A 16,827-nucleotide genomic window follows, 5' to 3' on the forward strand; every position below is an offset into this window, starting at 1 on the left:
ACGTTGACGTGACATAGTAGCACGCTCCTTTAAGTTGGTAGTCTAAGTGTAATAGCCCTTATTTTTTTTGTCCAACTTAGTGTAGCCGATTCAGTTCCTATCAAAAAGGGTAGACAGGTTGCTGAATTAGAATTCACTATTAAAGCAAATAAGAAGGCTATTGAAACAACTAATACGCCAGGGGTACCACAACCCGATGAAAAGACAATTCTGATTGAGAATCTTTTATTGCAAATTAATAAGGCTTGTATAGGTTATGAAATTGATCTAGCAGACTTCATTCAAATTTATGAAGGAGCACAAAATGTATTTGGTGATGAAAATGATATACATAAAGAATTGAATTTTATTGTTGATTATATGAACGATAAAGCAAATAATATTCAAAAACCATCTCGCTTTATGCTATTTAAGATTACTGAAGCAGTAGACATGAAGAGTAAAGGGTTTACCATTTCTTTCAGCGGGTTAAGTAAACAGAAAGCTCAAAAACAAAAAGTAGCTCTTCCAGACTGGTATAAGGAACAGAAAGTTGAAAAATCAGAGGAACAAAGTAGTAGTGATAATGCTCAGGATGAATACTTTGAAGCGGAGCGCGAAAAAATACTAGCAAAACTAGAAAGTTGATTGATTAGGAGGGCCGATAGTGCTCTCCTTTTTATCAAAATTAATTTATTTCCTGATATTAATTTGAATATATTTTCACCCACATCTTTAGAGACCACTTTTTAAAAGCACTTTGGTTAGGTGTTCAACCGTTATTTTAACGGAATTGAATATTTAAATAGAGTGCTTTTTTTCGTTCTGTTTTAATACAACCTTTTATGGAGAGATTTATCATGAATTTAGAGACTTTACAAGGAAATTAAACTATCAAAAAGGAAAAAACAATAGCAGCTCTTGAAATATATCTTCCAAGTTTTTCTTGTTCTCTTTTCATATTAATTAGATTCAGAGATTGGATCTATGAACTAAACTCAACTATAACAATGCTTTACTATAAATTATTAATGCTTAAGAAATTATTTATTATTGCACTATGAACTAAAACTTTTATAAAAATACTATTTAACAAACAAAACTATTACAACCGTTTTTTGTTTTAGTTGTTTTACATATTAATTGTTTTATATGTTTTATATGTTTTCTGTTTTACATGGCTATCAACCTTACAGGCTCTAAGGACTTTAGACACTAACTATAACAAAAACAGGGTTTACTATTACATATTCAGGGTGAACTATAACGAAAACAGGGCTATATATAACAAAAACAGGGTATTAACTATAACAAAAACAGGGTGAACTATAGCATTTACAGGGGAATGTATAACAAAAACAGGGTTAATATTACGAAATGAGGGTAAATGAAGAGGGTTCCTCATTAAAATATAACAAAAACAGGGAACAGCAAATATAACAAAAACAGGGTGAGCTACTTTTCAGCTGGAAAAGAACACATATACACGAAATATAACGAAAACAGGGTAACAATATAGATAAATACATAAATACTATCTATATTATTGGTTATCTCTAGCAATTCTTGGTGGATTGTGTAAGAATCTAAAATATAACATGAGGTAAAATAAAGAGAGTGCTGAAGTTATATTTTGATAGATGGGAGATAGCATATGGAACAATTAGAATTTGATCTAGTAGAAGTTCAATTTAATCTAGATAATTTAGTAACAAAATCCAATCTCTTAATTGAATCCAGTTACAAACTATCAACTCTAGAGTCAAAGTTGATACTAACGCTATTTTCTAATGTACAGCCAAATGATGATGATATTAATACATATATATTTCAGATACAGCCTTTTGTTAATATGCTCGAATTAAAAGGAAAATCAAAATATAAAGATTTACGAAATATTACAAAAGGATTAATGGAGAAAGTACATGAAATCCGTATTGGTGATACAGTACATCAAGTATCTTGGTTATCTTATGTTGCTTATAACGAAGGGCAAGGAACTATTAGTATGCGTTTTGATGATTTTTGGAAACCGTATATACTACAGCTACAAAAGAATTTTACTACCTATCGACTAGGTAGTATTACCAATTTAAATAGTGCCTATTCAATACGGTTGTATGAGCTTTTAAAACAATGGCAGAAGATTCGTAAGAGAACATATGCACTAGGTGAGTTGAGAGAGATGTTAGGGGTGCCAGAGGGTTCTTATAAGCTATATGCTAATTTCAAACAACGAGTGTTATTAACTGCTCAAAAAGAATTACTTGAAGAATCCGATATCCTATTTGATTTTAAGGAAATTAAAGTTGGCCGTTCAGTAGGTAAAATAGAGTTTTTCATTTATCATAATCCAAACTTTGTGAAGGCCGAACCTATTATTCCTCTAAATGTAATAGAGAGTGAACAAAAACCAGTAGTTGACGTAAAGGGGTATACCGAACTTCAATTTAAAATTAAGAGCATTTTGTTAGATTGGGGACTTAATGAAAAAACCGCCGATTCATTAATTGAGACTTATTCTGAAAAACGTATTCAATCGAACATAGATTATACACAAGGACGGATTGACATGGGCAGCGTTAAAAAGGTTGCTGGATATGTAAAACGGGCAATAGAACAAGATTACTCTGCAAGTAGAGGGGTTATGTCTGAGAAGTCAGCAGAAAAGAAAGTAGTAGACGTACCAGTAAGTAAAGAAAATAAATCTAAATCCCAAACGAGTAACGAATTTGACGTAGATGAATTCATCTATTTCTTAAACGAGAAAATTAAAATTCTAAAGAAAATTGGTGAAGAATCGGATGTTATAGATCAGAAGGTTCTGAATGAAGTGACAACTTTTAAAAAACGTGTGGATTTCGATAATTTACCAATAAGTGAACAAGAAAAGTTGAAAACTATTTTGGTGTGAACTACTCCCACCACTTATTCTTACGAACTAATTGAATTGGGGGACTTCTCGACTCATCAATGCTTTTACTAGCCAACGAAAATTGACCGAGCTAACCCTCTTGTTCCAAGAGTTTTTGTTTTTATCATTTATGCTAACGTTATAAGCGTATTCCTCTTTACTCCTTTGTTTAGTATTAGCAAAGGAGTATTTTCATTTTAGAGTCACTTATTTCTATGAAATTATCACCACCACCAAAAGCTACTTACTGTTTGTTATTGTTTATACCTGTTTTTAAATGATTAATAATTGTTTACAGTTTACTAGAGTTGCTGATATGACTGTGTTTGATAGACATTTATGCTACTTTTATAACGCTAAAGGCTACTTTTATAACGTCAACGACTATTTTTATAATGTTAAAGGCTACTTTTGTAACGTCAAAGGCTATTTTTATAACGTTACAGATGTTTAAAAGCTACTTTTATAACGTTAAAAGCTACCGCTTAAAAATTTAGTAGCTTTTTAATGTTGCAAAAAAAATCTGCGTATAATATTATTAGGAAATATAATCTAATAAGTGAGTTTAATGGAAAGTAAGAAGATGAATAGAAATGAGGTTTCTGTTGGTGTACTAATAATCTATGATGGGGGGAAGATCTATATTATGGAAGGTAAATATGGAAATTATGTAGTTACAAAAAGCCATGATTTAATTGAAGCTAAACAAAAGAAACCATTAACATTAAGAGAACAAAGATTGGTATTAATGCTCGTTAGTACTATTCAACCCAATGATGAAGATTTTAAAGAATATGAAATTAGCATTAGTGATTATTGTGAAGCAATGAATATATCAAAGAGTGCAGCATACCATCCAATTAAAAAAAGTATGGAAGATATTGCAGGCAAAACAATAGGTATTGAAAAAGATGACGGTCGATATCTTGTTACCAGTTGGGTGTCAAGTATTGAGTACATAGAAGGCAAGGGGTTATTGGCTATTACTTTTGATCCTAAATTAAAACCATATCTTTTGCAATTAAAAGCGTATACGAGTTATAAGTTGAAATATGTTTTGTCACTAGAAAGTGTTTATGCGATTCGATTATATGAATTAGTGAAAAAGTGGCAAGTGAAAAAGCTGTCAAAAAGTTCCAAAGTTATAGAGTTGAAAGAACTACGTGAAAAAATAGGTGCTATCAAAAAGTCTTATGATAGATACTCAAATTTCAAAATAAAATTGAAAGATGCAATAAGAGAAGTAAATGAGAGAACTGATGTGTACATAAGCTTTGATGAAATTAAGCAGGGACGTTCGACTAGTAGTTTGAAATTTTATATTGAAAATCAAGAGGTTGAATCAACTAACAATAATCTATTAGATCCTAGCGGAGTAGATGAAGATGCACTTTTAGAGCAAGAGTATATAAGATTTGAAGAAATGAGATTAAAACTGAATGAACATGCTAACGGATATTCATTAGATGGAATCGTATTTGCAGAGATATACGGTAAGTTATTACCGATATGGCAAGAAGATGTGGAAAATCAATTCATGTATTTAGTAGACTATATAAATAAATCAATTGATATTGAAAATCCAATAGGTTTTATGAAGTATAAAGTGAATAATGCTGTGAAAGCATATGAAAAAAGCGAAGAAAAAGTTTCGTTTGTTGAATTACTAGATACCTTGCCTAAAAAGCGTCAAGATAACGTCAAAAAGGGTCCTAAAGTTCCTGAATGGTTTTCGGCATTAAAGAAGGAAAAACGCCTTACAGAGGATGCTAGTGAGAAAGAACCTTATAAAGTTAATAAAGAGGACAAATCAGAAGTTGATTTTGAGGAAGAAAAAAGAAAAGTCCTAGCGAAAATAGGGCAGTAACTATAATTTCGTCTCTCAAAGACATTGTTGAATGTAGGACAGATACTGTGACGGATGTATTTAATGATAATAAGTATTTTTATGTTTAAACATCTGAATTTAAAAGAGTGAAAAAGAATATTAATCTCTTTCACTCTTTTTTTATATGTGTGTTAAAAAACGTTTTGTATATATCTCGCTAGTCTATATACGGAGTTCAAGTGATTGGTTTATAAGGATATAGTATTTTCGGTGATTGTTATCTTAACGGCAATAAATTGGATATATCCAATGCACGTTTCAGTTATCCACGTTTACTGAAAAACGTTGAAGCTGAACTCCGTATCGGCTCTACCCTACGTTCAAAATTAACGGAGGATTTAGCGAGTATTAAAAATCGAATCATTCGTTGGCTAGATCGCTACTTTCCAGAATTTACTCAAGTCTTTCCGAATTTCGGGAAGATGGCACTTGCAACACTGAAAATGACGCCATTACCAAAGGATATTCAAGGGAAAACAGCTGAAGAGCTTGTATTTCTTTACCGTCAGGTAGAGGGAATGCGAGCCCCACAGTTGCCTAAAGCAAAGCTTATTATTGAAGTAGCGAAGCAATCTATCGGATTAACAGAAGGGACACAGATGGCACAACATGAAATCGCCACGCTCCTACGTCAGTATCGCTTATTAGAAAGCGAAATTGAATCTGTAAATAATCAATTAGCCGAAATAGCTAAAACAACGATGGAATATGATTTACTTGCATCAGTTCCAGGTTTAGGAGATGCGACGATTGTTGATTTACTTTCAGAAGTAGGATGCTTTTCACTTTATGAAAATCCACGCCAACTCACCAAACTAGCGGGATTAACATTACGTGAAAATTCATCTGGTCAACATAAGGGGCAAAAACATATCTCCAAACGAGGGAGAAAGAGACTTAGATATATTCTCTTCAAAGTAATAGTACCACTCATTCGTCACAATAAAGCGTTCAAGCAGCTTCATGAATATTACACAACACGTCAACAAAATCCCTTACGTGGAAAGCAATCAATGGTGGTACTGTGTGGTAAATTACTGAAGGTATTACATGGTATTTGTAAAAAGAAAGTCCGTTTTAACGAGAAACATATGATGAAAGACCTCTACTGTCTCGTAGAGGCAGGATAAACAAATTCTTTTCATCGAACTATGGCAAGAAGGATGACACGGAGAAGCCAGCAACATAACTAAACTTAGACCAAGAGTCCCTGGGGCAGCTTAGCAGGCCTCTGCCTTATGAATAGACCGAACGAAGGAATGTAAGCGCACTGACGCTAAGAGACATGGGAGATTACGTCGTCATAAGCATCGCAGAGATCCATTGTGCATCAAATAGTGGACTAAAAAAAAGCTAATGATTTTCATTAGTTTTAGCGAAGCGTACGCTTTATTTGGTAATAAAAACTATAAATTCAATCATCTGTTTACGAAAGAGGTAGAAAAATTTTTTCTTACAGATGAAAACCGTTGATACTTCAATGTTTATAGAGGGAGGGAGTTTAATGGAAGAAGTAATATTATATTAGCTAACCTTAAATTAAGGTTCCTTATTGAAAAGAGATGATATAGGTGAATGAGTTTTTAATTGGAGGCAAACAAGGATTTATCCGAATAGAAATCACTGAGGTTTTTGGTTTTCCATTGAAACATGTTTTTATGGAGGATACGATGTTAAAGGAAAGATTGATATTAAAAGTGGCAACTATTTTGTGAAAGATGCAGAATTATGGTTTTCAACTGGTCAGGTCTATACTTTTTTTATTCAACTTCAAAAATGTTTTAAGGAATTGAACGGAAGTGTGAATTTTGTGGACCCAGCTTCTAATCTTGAATTTGGAATGCATTTCAATTAATTAGGGCAAATTACTATACAAGGGTATTTCCAAGAGTTATTGAGTGAAGAAAATAAACTACATTTTGAATTTGATAGTGAACAAAGCTATTTGTTTCAGTGTTTGAAGAGTTAAAAAAGCTAGTTGAACAATATGGCGGTTTAGAAGGCAAAAAGAAATAGATTGCCAATTAATGAGTGCGTGGAATAGATGCATCTAATAAAAATAAGATTTTATTTTTTTGAGCAATTATTCCAATTTCTTCTACAGGTTGCACAGTTCCTAATACATTGGATACATGTTTAACTACTATTAATTTAGTATTACTTTTAATGTTTTCTTCGATATCTTTAGGGTCAACTAAACCATTTTGATCACATTTTATCCAATCCACTGTAATATGTTTCTTATTTTCCAAATATTTCAATGGTCTTATAACCGAATTATGCTCATTTACTGTTGTTATTACATGGTCACCTTTTTTTATAAGACCATACAAAGCTAAGTTTAATGATTCTGTAGCACCCGAAGTGAAAACTTTTTGAGTTGGATATCTTACATTTAATATTTCATCCAGTAACTTTCTTGTTTCATAAATTATTGATTCTGCTTCTGTATTATCAGTTCTTGATAGATTTCCACCTTCATTTACTTACACTGAGTGGCATAGAAGCCACGCATATGATTAAAGAGAAACAGGTTTATCAAGGGGGCAATCTGCCCAAAATCAAAAGAATTCATCTATAATTGTTGGGATTAGCTTTATTAAGTTAGCAATTTAATCTTTTTCGTTTATAAGAAAATCTCTTTTATAGTTATTTTTCTGAAGAAAAGTGTCATAGCTTAAGGAATATAATAATTGATTACGCTCAGTTTACTGAAGGGTTGAAGCCATAATATCTCATTTTGAATTAGGAATTATATAGTCTATTACAATAATTCTGTAGATGCTTCGAGACGGCTAAACAGCTGTGCGAGTAGCATACTGCGACCTGTTGACTTCAAATTCAAGAAGATATTCTAAAACTTCCCTAAACTATTGATTTGCAATTACAAACTCACCACTAACCAACACATTCTACAAAAAATTCGACGTACTTGTTAAAACATAAGAAAAGAGTCCTGCTTTTACAGAACTCTTTTATCTAAAATTGTCACTCAGTTTTAATGTACCCTTTTTTGAATCTGAATGGATTGTAAACTGGTCAGATGTAGGTTTTGCTTCAGATCTAACCATTTTAAAAAGGAATGATCTATTTTTAAAAAGATCCCACATTCTTTTAACAACTGACCATACGAATACACCTTTATTGGATCACCAATTTTTAAATGCCATTTCCGGTTGCTATCATGTCGTTTACATCGATTACATTCACATGCTCTCTTTTTCTCCATCTTCATAGACCTCCTTATGAAGATTTATAATCGCGATCGCACTCATGACGATGACGACTCACAATCCCACTTACGATGACAATCACGATCGCACTTATGATGACAATCACGATCGCACTCATGATGACGATGACGATTGCAATCGTCATCACAATTATAACCATAACGAATTTTTTCAATATTAATCGCATCTAAACTTGTGTAACAATCATTTCCATTTCGTTTAATCCAATAAATGAAATCTTCACATTTTTCTTCTGTAAAACGGATGAAAATACCTTCTCCTTCACATTTACCCGCAGAATATACTTTAATACGATCTCCTTCACATAAATCAAAAAAACGTTTTCTAGACATAATAACACCCTCCATTTTTTGTTTTATAATTATTCAAAACCATAGTATCCTATGTAACTTATTTCTTTATTGTGATTGGGAAAAAATCATTGCAAGGTAAATCATGATATATCAAAAGATTGTCTTTCACGCTACAAAGTGGAAATGTAGTGTAAGGAAAGCAGTCCACCGCATTTTTTTAAAGGCTTATAAAAAGAAGCAGATGGTCGGATAACTAATGGTGATAAATAGTGCTGCTAAATTTCTTGAATTAAATGAATTTGCTTTTATAATGGTTTTTATTACATGCAAAGAAAAACCCTAACCCTATGGGTATCTTCAAACTTTTAAAATCGATTAGGTAGAGAAATCGGGAAAGAATCCAGTTTCCGACAGTAAGCTGGAGCCACCACTTTTAACTGAGTACATCATGAAAAAATAAAACAAATGAAAATATTGGAGGAATCACCAACCTGTTAATAATATTCTTTAATTTTATTAAATCCATGCGGTGAATAAATAAAGAAAAAAATAAAGGCTGTCGAGGGTTTCTCGACAGCCTGAGAACCTTTTGAAAAGGTTCTTTTTATTCTTTCTGTTTTAATTTTTCATGCAGATCAATTCTATACTCTCTATTTTAAACATACCTTCTGTTTCTCCTATATCAATGCGTACTTGATTTGTATGTGGAGTGATTTCTATAGTTTTTGTTAGATATCCCATATTTTCATCCTGTATATTATTGTTAAGGTAATCACAAGAACTAAATGTCAGTGTTTCAACATGATTTGCACAATCGCTGATTCTCACATATCCATTTCCCATGCCTTCTTTTTTGGCAATGACACGTAACAGATATCGATGGTTTTGTTGTGGTAAATTTATATTTTGAGAGACTTGTGTACTCCAGTTTGGGATGACAAGTATGGATGTATTGTTTATTTGTTGTACTTCGGCATCTGGTGATGTATGCCAATTTGTTAGACCATTTGTAAAATTACCATTTTGAATCATGTTTCTAATGTCATATAAGGTATAGGCATGTGAGCTTTGTTTTTTTAATTCCATATACATGTTATAGTTCATACCTGATTCATTTGGTAACCATTCGTTATAGATATTAGGGATTTTGTCTATAAAAGTTTCAGCCCCAACAATATCTTGTATCGTTGTTTCTATTTTTAACATTTGATATTGTGAATGAACAAATAATGTATCAATGGCTTGTTGGGCTTGAGAATATGCTTGCTCTGTTTCTTTTTGTTGATTATTTCTAGTTTGTCTCCATTTATTTTCTTTTTCTTTAACACGGTTTACTTCTTCTTCTGTTAGAGGTTGTTTTTCTATTACTTCTAGATTCCCTAATGTAGCGTATCCATCTGGATTATAAATTTTGAATAGAATTCCAATACCTAGATTTTCATTGAAATCTAGGTTTCCTGTGTCAATAGAAAAAGAAAATGCATGTGAATCTTGACAACTTGAAGATACCATGGTTGATTCACAATGACAGGAATTGTTAGATGTACTTGGTGTATAATAGGGTGCGCTTGGATATTGTACAATTTGATTCGTTGTATTGTGAGTTTCATTCAGAAAAGAATTCGGTTGTGGTTCACATGAATTGGTTTGTTCATAAGAATTCATGTGGGGTAAATTATCTGGTACATTCAGGGTGGTATGAACTTCTTTATCGTATCTTGTAACAAATAGTTCTAAATCTTTACTACTTTCAATAAATCCTCTAACTAAGTATTGTGTATACGGTTTTAATTTTGATTCATCAATTTTTTGATATATATAGGTTGGGAATACAGTATTGTTAATTTCAGTTATAACTGCGCCTGACATGTAAAGATAATATCCTTTGAAAGTTGGATTACCTGTTTGGACAGTAATAGTATTGCTTGTGGTCCAGTTCATAAGAGATGAAAAATCCCCATCATTTAGTAAATTTCGTGTTTGACTCAGTTGTTTAACATGTTTGATTGTATCCAGTAAAATTATTTTTTCTTGAGGATATATATCTTCTGATAAGGACTCTATTTGGTAAGCAGTTTGATCGATTTGATAATCTGGGATTTCTGATTTTAAATTTTTCTTTGTATGATTTGCAAATAAAAAATCTACATTACTTTTTAGCTTTTCTAATTTTTGTTTTTCATTTGTAGTTTGAAGCAAATTATTTGCTGGAATGAATTCAATCTTATCAACGATAACTATAGAACCTTGTTCTGTCCATGCATAACTATATAAAATAAGTTCATGAGCCAAAGCAGTTAAGTTTGTGATATTAACATTTATAGTTGCGTATTTAAAATGTTCATATTTTAAGTCTGTATAATCATTACCATTAAATGTTTTTTCTATATCAAATGTTCTGAATACTAAACTATCAATAATTGATATACCCATTTGATCATTTTGATTTGAAGCATAACGAATACGTATTTGTTTAATATTAATTGTTGGATTTTCTGGCGAGATTAGAACTCTTATTTCTTCCTCAAGCTTGACTAAATCTCCTCCTGTATGACCTGGACCTTGTATGACCTTAGATGAGGTATCTTTAGTATATCCTTTTACAACTGGTATTTGAGTAATTTGACGCGAGAAGATTGTATTATATGGATCAGCACTGCTGTGTGTCCATCCTAATGCACCTGTATATACTTCTGTAGGTAATGGTTGTGGATTTGGATCTTTTAGAAAATAAGTAAATAATGAGAAATTCGATAAAATATGACTATAATTATTGAAAGTTGGTAAAGTTAGCGGCTTCTGTCTTGCAGGAAGTTGAAAAATAGTTGTTTTATAATTTTTAGATATATTTCCCCCTGCTGTATATTTGATCGTTTTTGGATTTACATTGTCACTTGATTTATTTAAATAAAAATCAATCTGATTAATTATATATTCTTCCACAGGCTCAATAACAGTAGTTATATATTGTATATCAGTTACAATTGAAATTTTATAAGGTTGTTGTCCTAGTAAATTAATACTTTGACTTTTATTTGTTTCTCTTCCATAACGAATATTTCTTATACTAGGATCTTTTATATATGATTTGTGATTTCTAATACCAACTAAACGATTCCCTCTACTTAATTCTTCTGTATAAAGAATCAATTCATGTAAACTTGAAAAAAATTCGGGTGTTGAACGTGTTAAATTATATTCCATAGTATCGATATCTGGTTCGCTGGTAATAGAAGAACGGTCAAAATTTATTGCATCAGTATAAATTTTCCTTGTAAGTTGACTGATAGTTGTTGTTGGATATGTCCGTATATCGTAATTAGGAAAAAGTGCAACAAGATCTAATACAACCAGTGTCATATCTCTTCGATAGGTATTGTATATATTCCATTTAATATTAGGAGAATTTTTAAGAATATTTAAACCTGTTTTATATGTTGTTACACAATAATTAGTGTATTCTTTTATCCGTGTTTGTAATTGTCCATAATAATAATCTGATGAAGATAGAGGTGTGGGCGGTTTTGATTGATTTCTATTCCATTCATCATAGAATTGAACACCTTGTTTTAATAAATTTAAATGTAATTGCGCAGCCTCTGCATAGGCAAAAAGTAATACTTGTTCAAAATTTTTAAGTTGAAGTTGTGGCAATTCACGTAAAAAATCACGATCAATATCTCCAAATGCATTTTGTACTGCACGAGCATTGTCAGCAGTTTTGTTCTTGTGCCATATATTAAACAACTCTTCATACTGACTTAATACACGTTGAAAGCCAACTAGATACTGTAGCGCTCTGTCTCTTTCAGTCCCTCTAAATTCTTTATTGAAAAGTGTTTCTCCATGGTTCATAAATTCTTCCCAAACTGTTTTATCTGTTACTCCTCCTGGCCAAAGTACAGCTCCTAAGGTTCCAAATGATATTAATACAATCCCAATTGGGGTCGTAACACTAAAACCAGTTAAAATTGTACCAACTACAATAACACCTGCGCTAACCACTGCAACAGTATCAGCTTCAGGATTTCCACCATATTGTTGATTCTCTTGACACATATTGAGCCAATCTTTGTAATTTGTTTGTTGTAATGGTTGATTTGGATTATTTGTACAAGGGTATCTAGAATAATCATTTTTTCTGTTAGCAGGATAAGGTGAAGCATTTGAATCAATAATTTCATATTCATTATCGTTATTTTGGTTCATGAGCGTTCCTCCAATCCTAATTTAATTTCCTTCCAATGTAATACATATTTCGATACAAGAATGACTATTCCTTCTTCCATTTGAAATTTTGATGTAAGATTGACAAAGCTAATAGGAGTATATGAAATAGACCATTTTTTTCTTAAATCCTATATAAAACAGTCGGGTATTTACCTTTGTTGTCCTGCCAGAACCTCAAGAAGATTGTCACCCCACATATCCAGAATTAGGTAGGATGATGGAGGTTTTTTTAAAAATACCCTCCCGAATGATGAACCAGAAATAAAAAAAGATTGTAAGGGAAAAATATACTTTTTCTACAATCTGAGAATTTGTAATAGATTCTTTTTTTCTTATCTAATACATTTAGAGTGAAAATGTATATCTTGAAATTTCAAGGAATTATATCTGAAATCGAATGAATCTGTTGTATCATTCATATTCAAACAGGAAAACACCAGATACTTTGACAGTTTGACAATCGGCATCAATGGTCTGTACGTCTAAATGACGCACTTGAATATGGTCGTCATCAATCACATAATAGGGCAATGTACTTACACTATATTTTAAAACATGATCGATATAGACCGTTTCTTGACAACAGAGAGAAAGAGAAGCATCTTGGCTATTCGTTGTACACATGTGTTGTGTATGGATTGGTTCAATGAATAAATTAAGGAAGAAAGATACACACCCTTTTATTTTTAATGCATGTAAATCAACTTCCACATGTCCACAATGGTCTACTTCAATGGATTTTTTACATGTTTCTTTTGTCATGGATAAATAGCTTACATCATACACCAACTTTGGATCTTGTTTTTGCATGTGAAAGCCTTTTGGAATAGTCATGATAACAGAAAAAGGTAATCGATGATTTTTATCGGGTAGATCTGTAAAACTATTCAAATTTGATGGAATATCACGGGAAAGAATAGTTTGAGATTCATATTGGTTGTGTTTGGAATAATCTTTGCTCATTGAATTGAATTCGCCTCCTTACGTAAATAGAATCCTATGCTCGTAAGCAAAGATACAAACATATAGGTTCCTATACAATTTTATGTAACAAAATTTTGTATATGTTTTTTTTTTTCACAATCACAATGGAGAAATAAGTTACATAAGAAGGTATGTTCATCCGTTTTACAGAAGAAAAATGTGAAGATTTCATTTATTGGATTAAACGAAATGGAAATGATTGTTATACAAGTTTAGATGCGATTAATATTGAAAAAATTCGTTATGGTTATAATTGTGATGACGATTGTGAATCTTCATAAGGAGGTCTATGAAGATGGAGAAAAAGAGAGCATGTGAATGTAATCGATGTAAACGACACCATAGCAATCAAAAATGGCGTTTAAAAATTGGTGGTCATTTGTTAAAAAAATGTGGGACCTTTTTAAAAATAGATCATTCCTTTTTAAAGTGGCTAGATCTGGAGCAAAATCTACATCTGACCAGTTTACAATCCATTCAGATTCAAAAAGTGATACTTTAGAAATAGATGGACCATTTGATGAAGAAAAGAGTTCTGTGAATGCACATAACCCTTTTCAAGTAGACAATAAAAAAGAGTATTTCAAGCTACGGTCTTTTCTGTATTCAATCGGGGAAAGGCCGTTACATTTTTATTGGAGGCGATCCGTATTGTAGAAGTCTATATACTCCTGAATAGCCATATAGGCTTGCTCTGCTATTTTTGGGCGTACTACATACAACTTTTCTTTTTTTTAGATGCGAGAAGAAACTTTGTATACACGCGTTATCGAGATAATTTTCGAGAGTGGCTTCCTTGAAATACCGAGTTGTTCTTTCACCTGATTTTTTTTATGATTTCGTCGTATATTGGAATCCTTGATTAGAGTGGAGTAAGGTACCCTCGCTAAATGGATTGTCCCTTAACTGATTCAGCGTATTATGAACCAATTCAAGATTGTTTCGTGTAGAAACTTCCCATGCAACAATTTCATTATTATACAAATCTAAAACAGCTGATTGGTAGGCAAACGTGTCTCCAATACGCACATGAATTATATCTGTTACTAACATTTGAAACATCATCTCGGCGTGGAATACACGATTTAAGACATTTTTAAATACAACAGATCCTCTTCGACCATAGAAAGGACATTTCTTCCGAATAACAGATTTGACCTAACATCTCTCATCAATCGACGAACAAGCTTATGGTTTACAACGGTTTCTTCTCTGGATAAAGCTCGAGTCATCCGTTTATATCCGTAGTATGGATGTATGCTCTCTTTTTTCTCTGTCCACCTGTAGGGGATAATAACATTTTTATGGAAAATTTTAAAAAGGAATATACCTAGTATCGCGAATAATATCAAGTACACAGTGCATATATTTATTAGGTGTAGTCGTAACGAGCCTAAGGACAATTTATGTACAGAGATTTAGCATTAGATAAAGTAAACTATGTGAGATGATGGAATTGTAATTTTTTTTAATAAAGTTTTATCAATGAAGGAGTTGACAGACCTCGGATATTCTCTTTTAATATGCGAAATTGTTTATTTTGGACATTAAAAAGACCGCCAATTTGATATTAGAAAAAAAGGTGTTTTCGGATCCCAAGTTTAGAGAGATGAAAGACATGAATATTATTCTACCACTAAAAAAATGAAATTACCGTAGCTTAAGACCTATAATAAGAAAGTTGAAATGGTATGTAATCAAAATAAATCACTACATTAGGAGTGAAAATGTATGAATGCAGATAAAAGAAATTATGGACAGAACAATGATCATATGCCGGATAAATATGTAGACCACAATCATGATGTATCTTGTGGGTGTGGTTGTCAACAAAGTAAATACGAATATGAACAAGAACAAAAAAATGAAGAATATAATAATCAATATATGTCAAATAAACAAATATCCCAAAATTATGATGGGTCCTGTAGTTATAATCAAGAAATGAAATATTCTGTAGCAGATGAGTCTATGAAAAATAACATATATGATGGACGAACATATGAATCAATGCAAGATGCTAGTAAGTATGGGTATACCAATTATAGTGGATCTTGTGATAAGAATATACCTCAGTTGAATACAATGAATTTGCCAATCGAAAGTCGAAGATTCCAAACAATTACAACAATCAACTCTAATACTAATCGAGGACTCGATGCTTTACGAACTCAGGTGGGTGATCGTTTAGGTGGGGGTTTATCAAATTATTGTAGGGACGTAACCGTACAAAATCAAGTGACAAACGATATAGTAAATGGAACGGGAAATCCACAACGATTTATTTTTTATAGTACGGATAGTGGTCAGTTTGTAATAGCTAATCAGCAATTTGGAGAAGTTTTAGAATATGTAACTAACGGAGAATCAATTGTTACTCGGTTATACAATGGAAATTCTAGACAATTGTTCAGAAAGGTTGACGTTTCAACTGAAAACTTTAGATTAGAGATCGAGGGTCGCGGGATAATCCCATGCGGCAATAATGCTAATACCTGGACTAGAATTATCGCATTTCCTTTATTTGAAAGTTCTAATTTTTTATTTAGACATCAGTCAAATCATAATGTATCAGTAACTGTTCCCTCATTACGAACTTCAACACCATTAGAACCAATACCTGAATTAACCAATTTGAATGATGCAGGTCCATCTCCAGCACAAGCACCAAGAGCTGTTATAGGAAGTGCATTAATACCATGTCTATTTATAAACGATGTGATTCCATTAGATCGAAGAATAAGGGAAAGCCCATATTACGTATTAGAGTATAGACAATATTGGCATAGATTATGGTCAGATAGTTTTTTTGTTGGAGGTAGTAGAACAGTTACAGAAGAAACGGGAATATCTACTGGAGCACAAGAAAACATGAGGAATACGATAAATATGTCAATAGGCGCAGATTGGGGTTTACAATTTTTTCAACAATCAAATCCTTTTAGTCAACAAATTCTTTCAGGATTAAGTACATCAAGATCTTTCACTACTGTGCCATTAGGGCCTAATATAGCACAATCTGTTTTCCGAAATCCAAACCAGTTCACGACAAGATTTTCCAGATTCGCAAGAGCGTTTGAATATCAATTAAGACGTACTGATGGAACAATTGTAGGAACATGGGTAGCCGTAGATAATAGAAGTATGTATATTAAAACATTTCCCCATAATGCACCGGTAATGCTGGAAGATCAAAAAATAGTAAGGTCTAATAACAGTTATGATCTATCCGTATGGAAAACACCAATGATAATAAAAGATGGTGAAATCAAAACAAAAAATGAA

General features: G+C 32.1%; 10 protein-coding genes and 4 pseudogenes. 8 read left to right on the plus strand and 6 right to left on the minus strand.

The genetic code is table 11. The annotated features are described in order from the left end of the window. The first annotated feature begins 228 nt into the window (after positions 1-228). The 6 genes and pseudogenes from ACQKMD_RS20090 (at position 229) to ACQKMD_RS20115 (ending at position 6,636) form a co-directional block, all read left to right on the plus strand. Complete coding sequence (locus ACQKMD_RS20090; RefSeq protein ID WP_427754207.1) at positions 229-627, plus strand: hypothetical protein; 399 nt, start codon at positions 229-231, stop codon at positions 625-627. 1,006 nt (positions 628-1,633) lie between these two features. Continuing rightward, positions 1,634-2,893 (plus strand): replication initiation protein, encoded by a 1,260-nt coding sequence (locus tag ACQKMD_RS20095; RefSeq protein WP_427754209.1) that lies wholly within the window; start codon positions 1,634-1,636, stop codon positions 2,891-2,893. A 583-nt stretch (positions 2,894-3,476) separates the two neighbouring features. Further along, positions 3,477-4,760 (plus strand): replication initiation protein, encoded by a 1,284-nt coding sequence (locus ACQKMD_RS20100; RefSeq protein WP_427754211.1) that lies wholly within the window; start codon positions 3,477-3,479, stop codon positions 4,758-4,760. A 263-nt stretch (positions 4,761-5,023) separates the two neighbouring features. After that, positions 5,024-5,911, plus strand: a pseudogene (locus tag ACQKMD_RS20105) (transposase); the annotation flags it as partial. Between the two features lie 441 nt (positions 5,912-6,352). Further along, a complete protein-coding gene (locus ACQKMD_RS20110) occupies positions 6,353-6,496 on the plus strand; it encodes a hypothetical protein (RefSeq protein ID WP_427754212.1) in 144 nt (47 codons plus the stop codon). Continuing rightward, on the plus strand, positions 6,472-6,636 hold the full coding sequence (locus ACQKMD_RS20115; RefSeq protein WP_427754221.1) for a hypothetical protein: 165 nt from the start codon (positions 6,472-6,474) through the stop codon (positions 6,634-6,636). The genes ACQKMD_RS20110 and ACQKMD_RS20115 overlap by 25 nt, the downstream gene beginning before the upstream one ends. 169 nt (positions 6,637-6,805) lie before the next feature. Here ACQKMD_RS20115 and ACQKMD_RS20120 read toward each other — a convergent pair. The 5 genes and pseudogenes from ACQKMD_RS20120 to ACQKMD_RS20140 form a co-directional block, all read right to left on the minus strand. After that, a pseudogene (locus ACQKMD_RS20120) lies at positions 6,806-7,222 on the minus strand (aminotransferase class V-fold PLP-dependent enzyme); the annotation flags it as partial. A 557-nt stretch (positions 7,223-7,779) separates the two neighbouring features. Continuing rightward, positions 7,780-8,010: a hypothetical protein gene (locus tag ACQKMD_RS20125; RefSeq protein ID WP_427754214.1), complete on the minus strand. Its 231-nt coding sequence runs from the start codon at positions 8,008-8,010 to the stop codon at positions 7,780-7,782. A gap of 42 nt (positions 8,011-8,052) precedes the next feature. Further along, on the minus strand, positions 8,053-8,367 hold the full coding sequence (locus ACQKMD_RS20130; protein ID WP_427754215.1) for a hypothetical protein: 315 nt from the start codon (positions 8,365-8,367) through the stop codon (positions 8,053-8,055). Between the two features lie 579 nt (positions 8,368-8,946). Next, the gene (locus tag ACQKMD_RS20135; protein ID WP_427754216.1) at positions 8,947-12,537 is read right to left on the minus strand and encodes an insecticidal delta-endotoxin Cry8Ea1 family protein; all 3,591 of its coding nucleotides are present in this window, start codon (positions 12,535-12,537) and stop codon (positions 8,947-8,949) included. 432 nt (positions 12,538-12,969) lie between these two features. Further along, positions 12,970-13,521, minus strand: coding sequence for a hypothetical protein (locus tag ACQKMD_RS20140; RefSeq protein ID WP_427754218.1), 552 nt, complete (start codon positions 13,519-13,521; stop codon positions 12,970-12,972). A gap of 316 nt (positions 13,522-13,837) precedes the next feature. Here ACQKMD_RS20140 and ACQKMD_RS20145 point away from each other — a divergent pair, with 316 nt between their 5' ends. Next, positions 13,838-14,044 (plus strand): hypothetical protein, encoded by a 207-nt coding sequence (locus ACQKMD_RS20145; RefSeq protein WP_427754220.1) that lies wholly within the window; start codon positions 13,838-13,840, stop codon positions 14,042-14,044. A 130-nt stretch (positions 14,045-14,174) separates the two neighbouring features. Here ACQKMD_RS20145 and ACQKMD_RS20150 read toward each other — a convergent pair. Beyond that, positions 14,175-14,798, minus strand: a pseudogene (locus ACQKMD_RS20150) (IS3 family transposase); the annotation flags it as partial. A gap of 475 nt (positions 14,799-15,273) precedes the next feature. On the opposite strand from ACQKMD_RS20150, the pseudogene ACQKMD_RS20155 reads away from it, so the two are divergent. Further along, a pseudogene (locus ACQKMD_RS20155) lies at positions 15,274-16,827 on the plus strand (hypothetical protein); the annotation flags it as partial.

Origin of the sequence: Viridibacillus sp. NPDC096237 (assembly GCF_050278625.1) — a bacterium.
GTDB lineage: Bacteria > Bacillota > Bacilli > Bacillales_A > Planococcaceae > Viridibacillus.

Excerpts from the sequence above, each read along its gene's own strand:
- ACQKMD_RS20140 (WP_427754218.1), bottom strand. The coding sequence starts at position 13,521 with ATGAGCAAAGATTATTCCAAACACAACCAATATGAATCTCAAACTATT.
- ACQKMD_RS20145 (WP_427754220.1), top strand. The coding sequence starts at position 13,838 with ATGGAGAAAAAGAGAGCATGTGAATGTAATCGATGTAAACGACACCAT.
- ACQKMD_RS20100 (WP_427754211.1), top strand. The coding sequence starts at position 3,477 with ATGAATAGAAATGAGGTTTCTGTTGGTGTACTAATAATCTATGATGGG.
- ACQKMD_RS20125 (WP_427754214.1), bottom strand. The coding sequence starts at position 8,010 with ATGGAGAAAAAGAGAGCATGTGAATGTAATCGATGTAAACGACATGAT.
- ACQKMD_RS20130 (WP_427754215.1), bottom strand. The coding sequence starts at position 8,367 with ATGTCTAGAAAACGTTTTTTTGATTTATGTGAAGGAGATCGTATTAAA.
- ACQKMD_RS20135 (WP_427754216.1), bottom strand. The coding sequence starts at position 12,537 with ATGAACCAAAATAACGATAATGAATATGAAATTATTGATTCAAATGCT.
- ACQKMD_RS20095 (WP_427754209.1), top strand. The coding sequence starts at position 1,634 with ATGGAACAATTAGAATTTGATCTAGTAGAAGTTCAATTTAATCTAGAT.